The 18,032-nt window shown below is 70.8% G+C and carries 4 protein-coding genes; all 4 read left to right on the top strand.

Features of this window, described 5'->3' with window-relative positions; genetic code table 11:
• Positions 1–13 precede the first annotated feature (13 nt).
• Genes RNC47_RS11890 through RNC47_RS11875 form a run of 4 tightly spaced genes read left to right on the top strand, consistent with a single transcriptional unit; the run spans position 14 to position 18,026 of the window.
• Positions 14–1,774 carry a carbamoyltransferase family protein gene (locus tag RNC47_RS11890; protein WP_311598071.1) on the top strand — a complete coding sequence of 587 codons (1,761 nt, stop codon included), beginning with the start codon at positions 14–16 and terminating at the stop codon, positions 1,772–1,774.
• Positions 1,764–4,136, top strand: a complete 2,373-nt coding sequence (locus RNC47_RS11885) for a condensation domain-containing protein (RefSeq protein ID WP_311598069.1) — start codon at positions 1,764–1,766, stop codon at positions 4,134–4,136. The genes RNC47_RS11890 and RNC47_RS11885 overlap by 11 nt, the downstream gene beginning before the upstream one ends.
• Positions 4,129–10,776 carry a non-ribosomal peptide synthetase gene (locus RNC47_RS11880; protein ID WP_311598067.1) on the top strand — a complete coding sequence of 2,216 codons (6,648 nt, stop codon included), beginning with the start codon at positions 4,129–4,131 and terminating at the stop codon, positions 10,774–10,776. The genes RNC47_RS11885 and RNC47_RS11880 overlap by 8 nt, the downstream gene beginning before the upstream one ends.
• The gene (locus RNC47_RS11875; RefSeq protein ID WP_311598066.1) at positions 10,773–18,026 is read left to right on the top strand and encodes a non-ribosomal peptide synthetase; all 7,254 of its coding nucleotides are present in this window, start codon (positions 10,773–10,775) and stop codon (positions 18,024–18,026) included. Before RNC47_RS11880 ends, RNC47_RS11875 begins: the two co-directional genes overlap by 4 nt.
• Positions 18,027–18,032: the final 6 nt, after the last annotated feature.

Here is an 18,032-nt window from a genome sequence, read left to right as displayed (position 1 = left end):
TGGAGGTTCCATCGTGCGGGTGCTCGGGTTCAGTGGAATGCATGGGAGTGTCGCGTTCAAGCGACGTGAAATGCCCGATCTCGACTCCCGGCACTATCGGATAGTGCAGGGGCTGGACGCGGCGGCGGCACTGGTCGACGACCGGGGCGTGGTGGCCGCTGCGGCGGAAGAACGTTTCACCGGAGAGAAGGCGACCGGGGAGTTTCCCCTGGAGGCCATCTCCTTCTGTCTGGAACGCGGCGGCATCACGATGTCTGAAGTGGATCGGATCGCCTTCGGCTTCGACTATCGGCCGACGGAAGTTCATGAGGTCAGTGACCATACCAGGCGGCGATTCCGTGAGGTGTATTCGGCGGACGTCAGAATAGCGCTGCTGAACGCCCATTGGCCCGGCCTGGACTGGGGCGAGATCTTTGTGCCGGTTCCGCACCACCATGCCCACGCGGCGAGTTCCTACTACCTCAGTGGTTTTGAGGAGGCGCTGGTACTGGTCGCCGACGGCATGGGCGAAACGGAGAGCATGACCGTGTTCCGAGCCGCGGGCGACGACCTGTCGGTGCTGCGGCAGGTGCCGGCGCTGCACTCGCTGGGGACGCTCTACGGCGTCGTCACGCTCTACCTCGGCTTCGACTTCGCGATGGACGAGTACAAGGTCATGGGGCTCGCGCCGTACGGTGACCGGACCCGCTACGCGCGAGAGCTGGAACGGCTGGTTCGGCTGGGGGAGCGGGGGCGCTACACGGTTCCCCTGCTGGGCGAGAACCGCGGCTGGCTGGAGAACGAGACCCAGGCCGGAGCGCTACGGGCGCTGACCGAGCTCTTCGGCGCTCCCCGGTCGCCCGGCGCGCCGGTGGAGCAGCGGCACATGGATGTCGCGGCGGCGGCGCAGGCCGTGTTGGAACGAACCCTGCTTCACGTGGTGCGGCACTTCACGGAGGAGACGGGGCTGCGGAAGCTCTGCCTGGCCGGTGGAGTGGCGTTGAACTGCGCCGCCAATGGTCTGCTCGCTCGCAGTGGGCTGGTCGAGCGGATGTTCGTCCAGCCCGCCTCCGGGGACGACGGGACCGCGCTGGGCGCGGCACTCTACGCGCGTGCGCAGAACGGTCTCGCACACCGGAGCCGTATGGGCATGCCGTACTGGGGGCCGGCGTTCAGCAACGAACAGATCCTCAAGGCCGTGGAGAGCACACCCGGTTGCTCGGCGCGCGGAGCCTCCCCGGTTGAGGTCGTCAACGAGACCGCACGCCACATATCCGAGGGGCGCGTGGTGGCCTGGTTCCAGGGGGCCATGGAGTTCGGGCCACGTGCACTGGGCAATCGAAGCATTCTGGCCGACCCACGTGACGCTGGAATGCGGGATCATCTCAACGCGGTGGTGAAACAGCGCGAGGATTTCCGGCCCTTCGCCCCAGTGGTGCGACACGAAGATGTTCACCGCCTGTTCGACGTGGTGGCGGGCGCCGAAGAGCAGTACGCACACATGCTGTTTGTTGCCCAGGTGAAGGAAGAATTCCGCGAGAAACTCCCGGCCGTGACACATGTGGACGGAACCGCCCGGGTCCAGGTGGTACGCCGAGAGGACAATGAACGTCTGTGGGAACTTATTCGCGTCTTCGGTGAGCTCAGTGGCGTTCCGGTGTTGCTCAACACTTCCTTCAACCTCCGCGGCCAACCCGTGATTAGAGACCCCGACACCGCGCTGAGGACATTCCTGCGTTCCGAGCTTGACCACTTGGTCATGGGAGATTATCTGGTGGCACGCCATGCCCACTGATTCCTCCTTCTCGACCCTCAGCCTGCCTGGAGACCTCCCGGAACCGGTTGTGCCGCGGTTCTTCCGAGCCGTTCGCGAAATATCCTGTCCCGAGGCGTCGGCGCTGCCGCTGACGGCTGGACTCGTGGCGGTGTTTGCCGGCTACACCGGCCACGCGGAATTCGTTGTCGGCGACCGCCACTTCCGAGTCACTCCTGATACCACGGTCGGCGAACTCGCCCAGCAGGCCGGGCGCCGAGCCGACCGCGAGATCACCCTGGGCCCCTGGCTCACCTTACGGTCCGGCGTTGACTCACTCAGCGCTGAATACGAGACTGACCGCTACTCACCTGCCCTCATCGAAGGTCTGTTGACCGACGTGCGCCGGGTGCTGGGCACATCAGGACCCACCACCGTCGCCGAGCTCGGCATCCGCCCGCTGGCCCTGGCCCACGTGCCGGCCGCCGCGCAGGCCGCCCCGGCCGCCAAGGTTCCACCGGAAGGGGCCCTGGAACAGGCCATCGCCGAGGTGTGGTCCCAGGTCATCGAGCTGATCGCCCCGGAGGAGATCGGCCGAGACGACAACTTCTTCGCCCTTGGAGGGCACTCCCTCGCGGCGATCCGTGCCGCCAACCGACTGAGCGAACGGTACGGGGTGGACCTGCCCAAGGAACTGATCAGCTTCGCACCCACCCCACGGGAGGCGGCCCAAGCGATCGCCGCGGCCATCGAGGCAGGCCGGCCGTGCCAGGGCTTCGCCCCACTGGCCGCGGATGCCCCGGTGCCCCACTCGGAAGAAACCCCGCTGCCTCTCGCCCCTGCCCAGGAGGCGATATGGCTCTTCGAGCAGTGGCAGCCGGATACGGCGGCGTACCACGTGCCATGGGCCATCGAGCTCACCGGTGCTCTGGAACCGGACCGGCTCCGCCGCGCACTGGAGGCCGTGATCGAGCGGCACGCGGTGCTCCGCACCGGGATCGTCGCCGGAGACGACGGCTCCCCCGAGGCGGTTGTCGTCCCTCACGCGGCACTGCCCTGGGCGGTACACGGGCTGGCCCGTGGGGGAGCGGCCGGGTCCGAGACCGGCTTGGCCGCCGAGGCGCTGATGGCCCGCCTGATCAGCGAGACCTTCGACCTCTCGCGGCCGCCGCTGCTCCGCGCCGATCTGCTGTGCCTCGCCCCCGACCATCACGTGCTTTTGCTGACCTTCCACCACCTCACCCTGGACGGCGGTTCGCTCGAGTATCTGCTCCGCGACCTGGCCATGGCCTACGAGGGGTGCGAACTCACCCCGCTGCCACTGCAGTTCCAAGACGTGGCCACCTGGCAGCGCCGCGCGGCTGGGGCTGAGCGCACCGCCGCGGCGCGGGCATACTGGCGCCAGGAGCTTGAGGGGGCGCCCGGCCCCGTCGCACTCCCCGGAGCCAGGGAACGCACCTCTCTGCCGGACCACGTCGGGGACAGCGTCGGGGCCGTTCTCGACGAAGCGCAGACCGGGGCGATCCGCGCACTGGCCCGGCGCCTCGGTGTCACTCCCTTCGCGGTCCTCTTCACCGCCTTCCAGGTGCTGCTGCGGCGGCTGACCGGCCAGCACGACCTGGTGCTCGGCACCGCGGTAACCACCCGGGACCACGCGGAGTGCGAAGGGCTGATCGGGCCGTTCTTCAACACCTTGCCGGTGCGGACCCACGCCTCGGAAGGCACCCCCTTCGCGGAGCAGGCGCGGCAGAGCCAAGAACGGATTTCAGCGGCCTTGGCCTGGAAGGACATCCCTTTCCACACCCTGTGGGCGGGACGTGGCCTCGACCGCGAACCGGTGTACCGCATGCTCTTCGAGCTCAGTCAGCCCCCGCGGGTGCCGCCGCCGGCAGGTCTGGAGTGGAACTACCGCCTGCTCAGCCCGCCCGCGGCCAAGCTTGACCTCATCTTCAGCGTCACGGACCACGGATCCGCCCTCGAAGTCCAGGCCACATATGCCACCGACCGCTACGACCGGGCCACCGCGGAGCGGGTGGTGAGCGGCTATCGGGAGGTGCTGGCCGCCGCCTGTCCTGACCCGTTGCGCGACCTGCTGCGTCGGCTCTGGGCGGAGGTACTCTCCGTCCCCGCCGAACAGATCCACCCCTCCAGCGACTTCTTCGGCCTGGGTGGGCGTTCTCTGGACGCGGTACGGCTCAGCTCGCGTCTGCGGAGGACGCTGCGGGTCGCGGTGCCAGCCGCGCAGCTCTTCCGCGCCGCCGGGTTCGACTCCCTGATCGATGTCATTCGCCACCACGCCACCGACCTGGACGCGCTGTACCGTCGCGCATCCCTCGCGCTGAGTGCCTGGGATCTGCCGGCGAATGAGCGTCAAGCGCTGATCGAAAGGCGGGACCATGTCTGAACGCCAGGAAAACGAAGGCACGTTTGACGACGAGGAACTCCGTGCGTTCCTGCTGGAGGAGGCCGCGGCGCAGCCCGTGGCGCCGGGCGGCCCCGTGAACGGCGCGACGCCGCTCTCCTTCGCACAGCGAAGCATATGGTTCTTCGAGCAGTGGAAACCGGGTACGCCCACCTACAACGTCGGCAGTGCCTTCGCCGTCACCGGCCCGCTGGACGCCCGGCTCCTGGAGCAGGCGATGGAACGGGTGGTGCGCCGCCACCCGGCCCTGCGTACCGGGTTCGCCTCCCGCGACGGCCACGTCGTTCAGGTCGTGCACCCCGACTCCGTGGTGCCGTTCCGGCATCGGGACCTGTCCGGGGCGGCCCACGAGGACAGAGCGGTCGAGGCCCGGGCCCTTGCCGAGGAGGAAGTGCGGCGGCCGTTCGAACTGGACCAGGGCCGGCCGCTGCGTGCGCTGCTCCTACGACTGGCCGAGGACAGCCATCTGCTGGTGCTGACCGTGCACCACATCGTCTGCGACGGGCTGTCGACGGGGGTCGTCCTGCGCGACCTCGCGCGCTCCTACGAGGCACTGATCAGCGGGCGGGACGGCGCGCTGCCCACCGCCCCCGGCTACCCCGAGTTCGCCGCCTGGGAGCGGGAACGATGGGAGTCGGGTACCGGGGCGGACGGCCTCGACCACTGGCTGCGCCGGCTCGACGGGGCACCCGAGGTCACCCAGCTGCCGCACGCCGGCCCCCGCCCCGCGGAACAGACCTTCGCCGGCGAGACGTTGCTGGTCGAGGTGGAGGAACGGCTGAGCCAGCTGCTTGGCGAGCGGTCCGCCACGCTGCGGGTCACCCCCTTCATCCTGCTGTACTCCGCCTTCGCCGCCTTCGTCGCCCGGTACACCTCGCAGGAGGACATCGTCCTCGGCACCCCGATGGCGATTCGGCACGGCGCCGACTCGGGGCTGAACCTCGACGAGACGGTCGGCCCGTTGATCAACACCCTGCCGCTGCGCACCGATCTGACCGGTGACCCCCGGTTCCGGGAGCTCCTCGACCGGGTCAGGGACACCGTGGCCGACGCCCAAGAGCACGCCGAGGTGCCGTTCGAGCGGATCTCCGAGGCGGTGCGGCGTGGGCAGCGGGAGCTCAGCCACCATCCCGTGTTCCAGGTGGTGTTCGGCGTGCAGGAGGAACCTGCCGCGGGCCACCGGTTGGGTGAGGCCGTACTCACCCCCGAACCCGTCGATCGGGCCACCGCGAAGTTCGACATGACCTGGAACGTCATCATCGGCGCCACCACCAGGATCGAGCTCGAGTACAACACCGACCTCTACACCCGCGCCGAGGTCGAGTCGATGGCGGCCTCCTACCTGGTGTTGCTCGACGCCTTCCTCGACGCCCCGGACACCCGGATCGGGCGGGTTGCCCTGGTCGAGCCCGCCACCCGCGCGCCCGTTCTCCGCCGCCGCCCCGGTCGGGACGACGACTCGTGTCTGCACCAGCGCGTGGCCCGGTGGGCCGAACGAACCCCCGACGCCATCGCGGTGTCCGACGGCGAACTGCGGCTGACCTATGCCGACCTCGACGCGCGCGCCACGGACCTGTCGGGTCGACTGTGGAACGCGGGGGTGCGACCGGGGGAGTTGGTGGGCCTGGCGCTGCCCCGCGGCGCCGACCTGGTGGTCAGCGTGCTGGCAGTGCTCAAGGCCGGAGCGGCCTACGTTCCACTGGACCCGGAGTACCCGGCCAAGCGGCTGGACTTCCTCCGCGCCGATGCGGAACTCTCCGTGGTGATCTCCCGAAGCGCCGTGCTCGACCGACTGCCCGGCGAGGGCTGGCACGTCATCGACCTCGACGCTTCCGACCAACCCGCGCAGCGCTGGCCGGGGCCCGACGCCGGCTCGCCGGACAGCCTGGCCTACGTCATCTACACCTCGGGCTCCACCGGCAAGCCCAAGGGCGTCGCGGTCACCCACCGCAACGTCAGTCGGCTGTTCACCGCCGTCGAGGAGTGGAACGCCTTCGACTCCTCCGACGTCTGGCCGCTCTTCCATTCGTACGCCTTCGACTTCTCCGTCTGGGAAATGTGGGGCGCGCTACTGCACGGGGGCCGCCTGGTCATCGTCGACGACCTCGTCAGTCGCTCGCCGCACGACCTGTTGGAGCTCTTGGCCCGCGAGCGCGTCACGGTGCTCAGCCAGACGCCTTCGGCCTTCCGCGCCCTGGAGGCCGCCGAGGCCGATTCCTCCGTCGAACTCGACCTGCGGTTGGTGATCTTCGGCGGCGAGGCGCTCGACATGGCCAGCGTGGGCCGCTGGTTCGCCCGGCACGGCGACGCCGCACCGCGACTGGTCAACATGTACGGCATCACCGAGACCACCGTGCACTCCACCTTCCACCCGCTCACCGAGGCCGACGCCGTCGGCGGTGCCAGCCCGATCGGGGTGCCACTTCCCGACCTGGCCATCTATGTCCTCGACCGGTGGGGCAACATCGCCCCACCGGGCGTGGTGGGCGAGATCCACGTCGCGGGCGGCGGCGTGGCGACGGGTTACCTGCGCCGGCCGGGACTCACCGCCACCCGCTTCGTGGCCTGCCCCTTCGGCGAGCCGGGCGAACGGATGTACCGCAGCGGCGACCTGGCCCGCTACCGCCGGGACGGCTCCCTGGAGTACCTGGGGCGTGCCGACGACCAGGTCAAGGTCCGCGGCTTCCGGATCGAGACCGGCGAGATCGAGGTGGTGCTGGCCGAGCACCCGGCCATCCGCAACGCGGCGGTACTGGCCAGGTGGGACGACGGCGCGCCCAGCGGGCGGCTGGTCGGCTATGTGACGGCCGGCCAACGCGTGACCAGTGACGAACTGCGCGCCTATCTCGCGGGCCGGTTGCCCGAGTACCTGGTTCCGCGCACGTTCGTGGTATTGGACGCGTTCCCGATCACCGCCAACGGCAAGATCGACCGAGCCGCCCTCCCCGCCCCCGACGGCACCCGGCCCGAACTGTCCCATGGGTACGTCGCGCCCAGCACCCCGGCGGAGAAGTCGATCTGCGAGGTCCTGGCGGAGGTGCTCGGCCTCGACCGGGTCGGTGTGCTCGACAACTTCTTCGACCTCGGGGGCGACTCCATCCGCAGCCTCCAGGTCATCGGACAGGCGCTGGAACGCGGCTGGCGGATCACCCTCCAGGACCTGTTCCGCACGCCGGTGGCCGGCGAGATCGCCGCCCGCGCGCAGCGGGTCGACCCGGATTCCGCTCCCGCGGAGCGGCAGCCGTTCGCCCTGATCGGCGAGGCGGACCGGCAATCGCTGCCCGCCGACGTGATCGACGCCTACCCGGTCTCCACGCTCCAGGCCGGAATGGTCTACCACATGGAGCGCGACCCTGAGAACCTGCCGTTCCACAACGTCAACAGCTGGCACCTGAAGGCGACCTACGACGCCGAGCGGTTCGCCCGGGCGGTCCAGGACGTCGTGGACCGGCACCCGATGCTGCGCACCTCCTTCGACTTCGCCAGCTACTCGGAACCCCTGCAACTCGTCCGCGCGAGCGCCTCGATACCCCTGGTGGTGGAGGACCTCAGGGGGCTGCCCGAGGAGGTTCGGGAATCCACCGTCCGGGAGGTGTTTCACCGCGAACGACGGACCCCGCTCGACCTGTCCCGAGGCCCGCTGCTTCGTGGTGTCATCCAACGCCGCACCGACGACACCTTCCAGTGGACACTCACCGAACACCACGCGATCTTCGACGGGTGGAGCATGATGAGTTTCCACGCCGAGTTGTTCGAGCGCTACCTGGAACTGCTCCGGGATCCGGCCGCCCCCCACACCTCGCCACCTCGGTCCGCCTACAGCCAGTTTGTCGCGGCCGAACGCGCCGACATCGCCTCGCCGGACTCCCAGAAGTTCTGGAGCAGGTACCTGGCGGGCGCTCGACCGGTCGCCCTGCCCCGCTGGCCGATCACCGAACTGACCCCCGCCGAGCGTCATGACACCGCCAAGCAGGGCGAGGTGATCGACGACATGCGGAAGTGGAGGTTCACCTCCACCGCCGAGGCCACCCACCGAGCACTGGAACTGCTGCTCCCGGACCGTGTCATCGACGGGCTGCACCGTCTCGCCGCCCGACTCGGGGTACCCGTCAAGTCCGTGCTGCTGGCGGCCCACCTCAAGGTCGTCGGCCTGGCCACCGGGCAGAGGGACGTGATCAGCGGGCTGACCTCGAACGGCCGGCCTGAGGACATCGACAGCACCCAGGTGCTCGGGATGTTTCTCAACATGCCGCCGATTCGCGTCGATCTGTCCGGCGGTAGTTGGGCGGACCTGATACAGCGGGTCTACGCCGCGGAACAGGAGATCCTTCCGTACCGTCGGTATCCGCTCGCGCACATACAGTGGGACGCGGGTGGGCAGGAGCTGTTCGACACCACCTTCGTCTACCTGCACTTCCACGTCCTGGGTCAAGCACTGCGCACCGGGGTCTCCTTCCTCAGCGGCGGGGTGGCATCACACGCCGACTACCGCGCCGAGCCCACCAACTACGCCCTCTCCACGGGCCTGCTCCGTGACCCGGTCACGACGCGGACGCTGCTGCGGATGGACTACTACACCGCCAAGGTCTCCGACGCCCAGGCCAGGCACATCCAGGGGCTCTACGTGGCCGTAATGGAGGCGATGACCGACGCCGAGGCACGTCACGAGGCGTTCTCGCCGCTCCGTGGCGCCGAGTCGGAGCGCGTGCTCACCGAGTGGAACGGGCCAGATCGGGAGTACCGCACCGATCGCTGCGTGCACGAGCTCTTCGAGGAGCAGGTGCGGCGCACCCCGTTCGCGACGGCCGTCACGGACGGCACCACCGAGCTCAGCTATGCCGAGCTCAACGATCAGGCCAACCAGCTGGCCCACTGGCTGCGCGAGCGCGGCGCGGGCCCGGAGACCGTGGTGGCCGTGCGCAGCCACCGGGACGCCCGGCTGCTGGTGCTGCTGCTCGGCGTGCTCAAGTCCGGCGCGGCCTACCTCCCGCTGGACCCGACCCACCCGTCGGACCGGCTGGCCTACGTGCTCCAGGACGCCGACGTGTCCCTGGTACTGACCCGGGACACCACCCGCGACGGGGTCCCGGACGGCCCCTGGGAGACGGTGGACACCGACGCGCTGGCGGCGGAGTTGGTCGGGCGGCCCACTCACGACGCGGGCAGGACGAGCACCCCGGACAACCTGATGTACGTCATCTACACCTCGGGCTCCACCGGCCGGCCCAAGGGCGTGCTGGTGCCGCACTCCGGCGTCGCGAACTATCTGGGGTGGTGCGAGGAGGAGTACGCCTCCAGGGGAACGGGTGGCGCGCCGCTGTTCTCCTCGATCGCCTTCGACATGGTGGTCCCCAACATCTACACGCCGCTGATTCGGGGCGAGCGGCTCTGCGTGCTGCACGACGACCTCGATCCGGTGGCACTGGCCGAGCAGCTGGCCGAGTGGGCGCCGTTCAGCTTCATCAAGATGACGCCTGGCCATCTGGAACTCCTGCGCGAGGTGTTGCCACCCGAGCGGCTCAGCGGGCTGGCCGCCACCCTGGTGGTCGGCGCCGACGCCTTCCCCTCACACGTCCTGGCCGACTGGCGGGAGGTCGACACGACCTCGACGCTCCTCAACGAGTACGGCCCGACCGAGGCGTCCGTCGGCAACACCACCTACACCCCCGACCGCCTGAGCCCACCGGCGACTTCCGGCGGGCTCGTGCCCATCGGGCGCGCCATCCCCAACACCACGATGTACGTGCTCGACCAGGCGCTGGTCCCGGTGCCGGTGGGCGTCACCGGGGACCTGTACATCGGCGGCGACTGCGTGGTCCGTGGCTACGCGCGGATGCCCGGCACCACCGCCGCACGGTTCGTGCCCGACCCCTTCGCCGACAGCCCGGGGGCACGGATGTACCGCACCGGCGACCTCGGTCGCTGGCTGCCGGACGGCCAGCTGGAGTTCCTGGGCCGGGACGACGACCAGGTCAAGGTGGACGGCTACCGCATCGAACTCGGCGAGGTGGAGGCCGCCATGGCGGCGCATCCGGCGGTTCGGCAGGCAGTGGCCTCGGTGGTGGACGGCGAACAGTCCCGCCGGCTCGTCGGCTACTACGTCACCACGGAGGCGGACGACGGCGGGCGCCAGGAGACCGGTCCCGAGCTACGGGGGTGGCTCGCCGAGCGGCTCCCCTCCTACCTGGTGCCCAGCGTGCTGGTGCCGATCGACCGGCTGCCGCTCAACGCGAACGGCAAGGTGGACCGTGGCGCGTTGCCGTATCCACGGCGCACCGGCGCCCTGGCCCCGGAGAGCCACCAGCCGCCCGGCACCCCGCTCGAGGAACTGCTGGCCGCGCTCTGGAAGGACGTGCTGGGCGTGACCGACGTCGGTCGCTCCGACACCTTCTTCGGCCTCGGCGGCAACTCACTGCTCGCCACGAGACTGGTGTTCCGGCTGCGGCGGGAGCTGCGCGTCCAGGTGTCGCTCGACACCCTGCTCCGCGCGGCCTCCCTCCGCCGGATGGCCGTCGAGTTGGGCACGGAGCTCCGCACGGCACATGGTGCCGAGGTCGCCGCCCTCCTGCTCGGCCCGGCTGACACGGACACCGAGCCCGAGACGCGAGGAGCACAACCGTGAGCGCCGATCTGTTCAGCAACCTGACCAGCCTCTCGCCCGCCCAACAGCGGCTGCTGCGCCACCGCCTCGGCGGCCGGGCGACGCGGCCAGGCGGCGCCACGGGACCCGAGCTCGGTCCCCGGCGGCGCCCGCGTGAGCTGCCGCTCTCCCACGCCCAGCAACGGCTGTGGTTCCTCAACCGCTTCGAGAACGACCTCAGCTACCACCAGGTCTTCGCCGTTCGGTTGACCGGTCGGCTCGATCGCGCGGCGCTGGAGGCGGCCCTGGGCGACCTGGTGGAACGACACGAGGTGCTGCGCACCGTCTATCCCGATCGCGACGGTGTTCCTCGGCAGCGGATCCTCACCCCGGACGAGGGCCGCCCCCGGCTCACGATCCGCCGTTCCCCGGCCCCCGGCGACGAGAGGCTGTCGCGCGAACTCGCGGCGGCCAAGCGGCCCTTCGACCTGACCGCCGAGCCACCACTGCGCGCCACCCTGATCGTCCTCGGCCCCAGGGAGCACGTCCTCCACCTGCTGCTGCACCACATCGCCACCGACTGGCACTCCGGCTGGACGCTGCACCACGACCTGTGGGCGGCCTTCACCGCCCGAAGCGCCGGGCGGCCCCCGAACCTGGCCCCGTTGCCCCTGCAGTACGCCGACTACGCGCTCTGGCAGCGCGAGCAGCTCGGCGACGAGCACGACCCGACCAGCCTCCAGGCCCGGCAGCTCGCGTACTGGACACAGCGGCTGGCCGGCGTACCAGAGGAGCTGCCGCTGCCCGTCGACCGGCCACGCACGGAGCACACCGGCAACGAAGGGGCCTCGCACACCGTCCGGCTGGACGCGGAGTCGCATCGGCGGCTGGCCGCGTTGGCGCGCGACCACGACGCAACGCTCTTCATGGCGCTCCAGGCGGCGGTGGCGGCGCTGCTCACCCAACTCGGCGCGGGCACCGACATCGTGCTCGCCTTCCCGACCACCGGCCGCACGGAGGCCGAACTCCAGGAGTTGGTGGGCTTCTTCGTCAACACCCTGGTGCTGCGGGTCGACACCTCGGGGGACCCGTCCTTCGCCGAACTCCTCGGCCGGGTGCGGGAGGCGGCGCTCGGCGCCTACGCCCACCAGGATGTCCCCTTCGAGCGGTTGGTGGAGGCCGTCAACCCCGAGCGGGTGCCCGGCCGGCACCCGCTCGCCCAGGTGACGGTCGGCCTCACGGGCGGCACCGCGAACGTCGGCAGCCTGCCCGGACTGACGGTCGAACAGGTCCCGACAAGCACGGGCACCGTCCACTTCGATCTGATGGTCTCCTTCGTCGAGCACCGGGAGCCGGACGGTGAGGTCGGCGGGATCGACGTCGAACTCGCCTACAAGGTCGACCTGTTCGACGTGGGCACCGTCGAGGCGATGGCGGCGCGGCTGCTCCGGCTGCTGTCGGCGGTGGTCGCCGACCCACGACGGCCCATCACCGACCTCGACCTGCTCAGCGACGAGGAACGACACCAGGTCCTCAACGCCTGGCAGGGCCCCGAGACACCCGCACCGGACACCTCGATCCCGGCCCTCTTCCGCGCGCAGGCGGCCCGCACCCCCAGGGCGACCGCACTCTCCGACGACCAGCACAGCTGGACCTACGCCGAACTGGACGCCTGGAGCGACCAGATCGCCGACACCCTCCTCGATCACGGCGTGACCACCGAGGACCGCGTCGCCATCCTCATGGAACGGTCACCCGCCACCGTCGCCACCCTCCTCGGCACCCTCAAAGCCGGCGCCGCCTACCTCCCGCTCCGCACCGCCGACCCCACACAACGGCAGCGGACCATCGTCCGGCGCGCCGGTGCCCGACTGGTGCTCTGCGATGCCGCCACCGACCGTCTCGCCCAGGAGCTGCCCCTGACCAGACTTGTGGTGGCGGCTCAACCACCGGCCGAGGCCCTGGCCTTCACCGCCGCGTTCCGCTGGCCCGCCATCCACCCGGATCAGGTGGCCTGCGTGCTCCCCCCACCCGGGTCCTCCGGCGGAACCGGAGACGTGGCGGTCACCCACCGCGCCATCGCCGGCCTCGTCACGGAGCGGTCCGCGGGTGCGACCGGGCGCCGGCGCACGCCGCTCTGCTACGACGCCTCCACCCACGAACTGTGGGTGCCGCTGCTGTCCGGCTCCCGGATCGACGTCGACCGCGTCGGCACGGACGAGGTGTTCGCGGGTGCCCGGGTCTATGTGCTCGACGAGCGGCTGCGCCCCTGCCCGCCGGGCGTCGCCGGGGAGATCTACCTCGCCGGCGACGCGCTGGCCCGCGGCTACCTCGGACAGCCGGCGCTCACCGCGGAACGCTTCGTCGCCAGCCCCTTCTCCCCACCCGGCCAACGGATGTACCGCACCGGCGACCGCGCACGCTGGACCCCCCAGGGCGATCTCGAGTACTCCCGCCGGGTGCTCCCGGCGCCCCGGGGGAACGCCGGGGCCTCGGCGGCCACGCGCCCACCCGTCTCGGACGACGAGCGGCGGCTGTGCGCACTCTTCGCGCGGGTCCTGGAGGTCGACGCCGTCGCGCCCGAGCAGAACTTCTTCGCCGCCGGCGGCACCTCACTTCTGTTGATCCGGTTGTGCGCGCTGGTCCGGAGGGAGTTCGGCCGGGACCTGTCCGCTCGTCAGGTCTTCTCCAACCCCACCCCGGCCGCCCTCGCCCACCTCCTCAACGCCGACCCCGACCCTGCCGACGACACCCCCGACCGGCCGCCGCTACGTCCCGGCGCGGCCGACGGCCACCCGCCCGTCCTCGCGCCCGTCCAGCAGGGAATCTGGTTCCTCCACCAACTCGAAGAACAGCGAGCCACCTACAACGTCCCCCTGGCCATCCGCATCACCGGCCCCCTCGACACCGCCGCCCTCAACCAAGCCCTCCACGACCTCATCACCCGCCACGACACCCTCCGCACCCTCATCCCCGACCACGACGGCCAACCCCGACCCCACACCCTCCCACCAGCAGCCATCACCAACCCCCTCACCACAACCACCACCACCGAAGCAGAGCTGGCGGCACTGCTGGCCACCGAGCAACGCCACAGGTTCGACGTCGGCGTCGAGGTCCCCCTGCGCGCCCGACTCCTCAGGATCGACGGGGACGAGAACCACCACGTGCTGTCCGTCGTCTTCCACCACCTCGCCATCGACGACGGGTCCGTCGACACCCTGTGGGCCGATCTCGCCACCGCATACCGGGCCCGCACCACCCACACCACCCCCACCTGGCCGCCCCTCCCCCTCCGCTACGCCGACTACGCACACTGGCACCACACCCTCCTCGGCACCCACGACCACCCCACCCCCCACACCCGCCACCAACTCGACCACTGGTGCGACACCCTCCGCGACCTCCCCACCGAACTCCCCCTCCCCTACGACCGACCGCACTCCGAGAGCACCGGTGACGCGGGGGCCTCGTACGCCCTGCGGTTGGACGGGGAGTCGCATCGGCGGCTGGCCGCGTTGGCGCGCGACCACGACGCGACGCTCTTCATGGCGCTCCAGGCGGCGGTGGCGGCGCTGCTCACCCGACTCGGCGCGGGTACCGACATCCCCCTTGGCACTCCCGTCACCGGCCGCGTCGACGAGCGGCTCCAGGGCCTCATCGGCTACTTCGTCAACACCGTGGTCCTGCGGGCCGACACCTCGGGGGACCCGTCCTTCGCCGAACTCCTCGGCCGGGTGCGGGAGACGGCGCTGGACGCCTACGCCCACCAGGACCTCCCCTTCCACCGGCTGGTGGAGGCCATCAACCCCGAACGCGTGCCGGGCCGGCATCCGCTGTTCCAGGTGATGGTCAACTTCACGGAGGACGGCCCGGCCGACCACCTGCTGCCCGGCCTGCGCACCGAGCACATACCGGCCCAGGCGCACACCGCCCACTTCGATCTGATGATCTCCTTCGTCGAGCACCGGAACCGGTCAGGAGACCCGGCGGGGGTGACGGTGAGCGTCGAGTTCCGGACGGGCCTGTTCAACGTGGGCACCGTCGAGGTGATGGCGGCGCGGCTGCTCCGGCTGCTGTCGGCGGTGGTCGCCGACCCTCGGCGGCCCATCACCGACCTCGACCTGCTCAGCGACGAGGAACGACACCAGGTCCTCAGCGCCTGGCAGGGCCCCGAGACACCCGCCCCGGACACCTCGATCCCGGCCCTCTTCCGCGCGCAGGCGGCCCGCACCCCCAGGGCGACCGCACTCTCCGACGACCAGCACAGCTGGACCTACGCCGAACTGGACGCCTGGAGCGACCAGATCGCCGACACCCTCCTCGATCACGGCGTGACCACCGAGGACCGCGTCGCCATCCTCATGGAACGGTCACCCGCCACCGTCGCCACCCTCCTCGGCACCCTCAAAGCCGGCGCCGCCTACCTCCCGCTCCGCACCGCCGACCCCACACAACGGCAGCGGACCATCGTCCGGAGCGCCGGTGCTCGACTGGTGCTCTGCGATGCCGCCACCGACCGTCTCGCCCAGGCGCTGCCCCTGCCACGGCTGAAGGTGGCCCGCGACCTGCTCCCGTTCCCCGGCACACTGCTCCGTGACCTCCCGGAGCCGCACCCGGACCAGTTGGCGTACGTCATCCACACGTCCGGTTCCACCGGCGTGCCCAAGGGGGTGGCGACCACCCACCGCAACGTCGCCGACCTCGTCCAGGAGCGGCGCTGGCACACGGGCGCGCACCGCTGCGTGCTGCTCCACTCGCCTCTCGCGTTCGACGCCTCGACCTACGAGATCTGGGTGCCGCTGCTGCACGGCGGCCGGGTCCATGTCGCGCCGCCCGGCGAGCTGGAGTTGCCGAGCCTGATCCACACCTTGCGCGAGGGCCAGGTCACGGCCGCCTGGCTCACCGCCGGGCTCTTCCAGCTCATCGCCGACACCGAGCCCGCCGCCCTCGCCTCGCTCGACGAGGTCTGGACGGGCGGCGACGTGGTCCCCCCGGCAAGCGTCGAGCGGGTCCACGCCCACTGCCCGCACACGGATGTGGTGAACGGGTACGCCCCCACCGAGGCCACCACCCTCATCACCGGCCACCGGATACGGCGCACCGACACCGGTGCGGCGCGCGTCCCCCTGGGGGGCGTGTTCGCGGGTGCCCGCGTCTATGTGCTCGACGAGCGGCTGCGACCCTGCCCGCCAGGCGTCGCCGGGGAGATCTACCTCGCCGGCGACGCGCTGGCCCGCGGCTACCTCGGACAACCGGCGCTCACCGCGGAACGCTTCGTCGCCAGCCCCTTCGCCCCACCCGGCCAACGCATGTACCGCACCGGCGACCGCGCCCGCTGGACCCCCCAGGGGCTGCTGGACTTCCTTGGCCGCACCGACCACCAGGTGAAGATCCGTGGGTTCCGCGTCGAGTCCGACGAGGTCCGCGATGTCGTGGCCAACCATCCCGCCGTGCGCCAGTGCGCGATCCACGTCCACGAGGGGCGACCAGGAGACCGAAGCCTCGTCGCCTATGTGGTGCCCAGCGAGCAGGGGGCCTTCTCGGCGGACCGGCTGCGTGCGGACGTGTCCCGTCGGCTTCCGAACTACGCGGTTCCCGCCGCGTTCGTGCCGCTCGCCGCCCTGCCGCTCAACGACAACGGCAAGATCGATCACCGGGCGCTGCCGGCGCCCCGGGGGAATGCTGGGGCCTCGGCGGCCACGCGCCCACCCGTCTCGGACGACGAGCGGCGGCTGTGCGCACTCTTCGCCGAGGTCCTGGGAGAGGACACCGACCCCGTCGCGCCCGAGCAGAACCTCTTCACCGCAGGCGGCACCTCGCTGTCGGTCATGCGGCTGTGCGCGCTGGTCCGCAGGGAGTTCGGCCGGGACCTGACCGCACGCCAGGTCTTCTCCAACCCCACCCCGGCCGCCCTCGCCCACCTCCTCAACCCTGATACGGAACCCGCCTACCGGGCCCCCGACCGGCCGCCGCTACGTCCCGGCGCGGCCGACGGCCACCCGCCCGTCCTCGCGCCCGTCCAGCAGGGAATCTGGTTCCTCCACCAACTCGAAGAACAGCGAGCCACCTACAACGTCCCCCTGGCCATCCGCATCACCGGCCCCCTCGACACCGCCGCCCTCAACCAAGCCCTCCACGACCTCGTCACCCGCCACGACACCCTCCGTACCCTCATCCCCGACCACGACGGCCAACCCCGACCCCACACCCTCCCACCAGCAGCCATCACCAACCCCCTCACCACAACCACCACCACCGAAGCCGAGCTGTCCCGAGAGCTGGAGCGGTTCGCCCAACGGGAATTCGACATCGAGCAGGACTTCCCCCTGCGGGCGTGTCTCTTCCGGGTCGGCGACGACGAGAACCACCACGTCCTCTCCCTCGTCTTCCACCACCTCGCCATCGACGGCTGGTCGACCCACATCCTCTGGGCCGACCTCGCCACCGCCTACCAGGCCCGCACCACCCACACCACCCCCACCTGGCCGCACCTTCCCCTCCGCTACGCCGACTACGCACACTGGCACCACACCCTCCTCGGCACCCACGACCACCCCACCCCCCACACCCGCCACCAACTCGACCACTGGCGCGACACCCTCCACGACCTCCCCACCGAACTCCCCCTTCCCTACGACCGACCCAGGCCGGCCGAGGGGCAGCTCACCACCCGGTTGGTGTCCGTCGACTGGGATCAGGACGTGCTGTCGCGCCTCGAAGCCCTGTCCGTCGAGTGCGGCACCACGCTCCTCACCGTGGTCCAGGCCGCCGTGGCGGCGCTGCTCACCCGACTCGGCGCCGGCACCGACATCCCCCTCGGCACCCCGGTGGCCGGCCGCGTCGACACCCAGCTGAACGACCTGATCGGTCACTTCGTCAACACCGTCGTGCTGCGCGTCGACACCTCCGGCGATCCCGGTGTGCGGGAACTGGTGACCCGGTGCCGGGAGACGGGACTGACCGCCTACGCCCACCAGGACCTCCCCTTCGACCGGCTGGTCCGGGAGCTCGCGCCGGCGCGTCGGCCCAACCTCAACCCCCTCTTCCAGACCGACGTGACCTGTGGCCGGGCCGAGACGGTCTTGCCGCGACTGGGGGTGGCCTCCGTCGCCGCGCTGCCGACGGATCTCGCCGTCGCCAAGTTCGACCTGCAGTTCGCCTTCGAGTCGGGAGGCCCCACCGGTGGCCTCCGATGCGACCTCAGCTACTGCGCGGAGCTCTTCGAGCCGACCACCGCAGAGCGCGTCGTCGCCCAACTCGACCAGGTCATCCGGGAATTCGCCGCCTGACCGGGG

Origin of the sequence: Streptomyces millisiae, from assembly GCF_031845425.1 — a bacterium.
GTDB lineage: Bacteria > Actinomycetota > Actinomycetes > Streptomycetales > Streptomycetaceae > Streptomyces > Streptomyces millisiae.
This window is presented reverse-complemented; position numbering and strand designations above follow the sequence as displayed.

What these genes read in the sequence shown, in the direction of transcription:
- RNC47_RS11885 (WP_311598069.1), top strand. Translation starts at nt 1,764, where the DNA reads ATGCCCACTGATTCCTCCTTCTCGACCCTCAGCCTGCCTGGAGACCTC.
- RNC47_RS11880 (WP_311598067.1), top strand. Translation starts at nt 4,129, where the DNA reads ATGTCTGAACGCCAGGAAAACGAAGGCACGTTTGACGACGAGGAACTC.